Below are 1,011 nucleotides of genomic sequence, written 5' to 3'. Positions count from 1 at the left end.
CCGCCCCGCGCCGCCTGCCACCTCGCTGCGCACGCACGGGCCGCTGCGCATCGGCTTTCTGTCCAACGGCTTCGGCGCCCATCCCACCGGCCTGCTGACCGTGGCGCTGTTCGAGCAGCTGCGCGCGCACCCGTCGCTGCAGATCCACCTGTTCGCGATCAACCGCGACGATGGCAGCACGATCCGCCAGCGCCTGCGTACGGCCAGTCACACCCTGCACGACGTGGAGGGACAACCGCACACCGGCATCGCCCGGCGCATCCGCGAAGCCGGTATCGACATCCTGTTCGACCTGCGCGGGTGGGGCGGCGGCGGCACGCCGGAGGTGCTGGCAATGCGCCCGGCGCCGCTGCAGATCAACTGGTTGGCCTACCCCGGCACCTCGGGTGCGCCGTGGATCGATTACGTGCTGGCCGACAGTTTCGTGCTGCCACCCGCGCTTGAACACGGTTTCAGCGAGAAGGTGCTGCGCCTGCCGCGGGCGTTCCAGCCCTCGGACAACACCCGTGTGCCCGAACCGCCGCCGGCGCGGGAGGACTGCGGCCTGCCCGCAGACGCGGTGGTGCTGTGCTGCTTCAACAACAGCTACAAGCTCAACCCGCGCAGCGTCGGGCGGTTGCTGGAGATCCTGCGGCAGGTGCCCGACAGTGTGCTGTGGCTGCTGTCCGGACCGGGCCAGGCCGATGCGCGGTTGCGCGCGATCGCCCGCCAGCAGGGTCTGGATCCGGCGCGTCTGGTGTTCATGGCCAAGCTGCCGCACCCGCAGTATCTGGCGCGCTACCGGCATGCCGACCTATTCCTGGACACGCATCCGTACAACGCCCACACCACCGCCTCGGACGCGCTGTGGGCCGGTTGCCCGGTGCTCACCGCACCCGGCCATACCTTTGCCGCACGCGTGGCCGGCAGCCTCAACCATCACCTGGGCCTGGACGACATGAACGTGGCCGACGACGCTCGCTTCGTCCAGACAGCCGTGGCGCTGGGCAACGACCGCAGCGCGCTGCAGGC

General features: G+C 70.3%; 1 protein-coding gene. It reads left to right on the top strand.

Going from position 1 to position 1,011, the window contains the following annotated elements; translation table 11 throughout:
• A partial coding sequence (locus tag JCM9942_RS16745; protein ID WP_484600271.1) for an O-linked N-acetylglucosamine transferase, SPINDLY family protein occupies window positions 1-1,011 on the top strand: 1,011 nt, incomplete at both ends.

The organism is Stenotrophomonas pictorum JCM 9942 (assembly GCF_001310775.1).
Taxonomy (GTDB): Bacteria; Pseudomonadota; Gammaproteobacteria; order Xanthomonadales; family Xanthomonadaceae; genus Stenotrophomonas; species Stenotrophomonas pictorum.
This window is presented reverse-complemented; position numbering and strand designations above follow the sequence as displayed.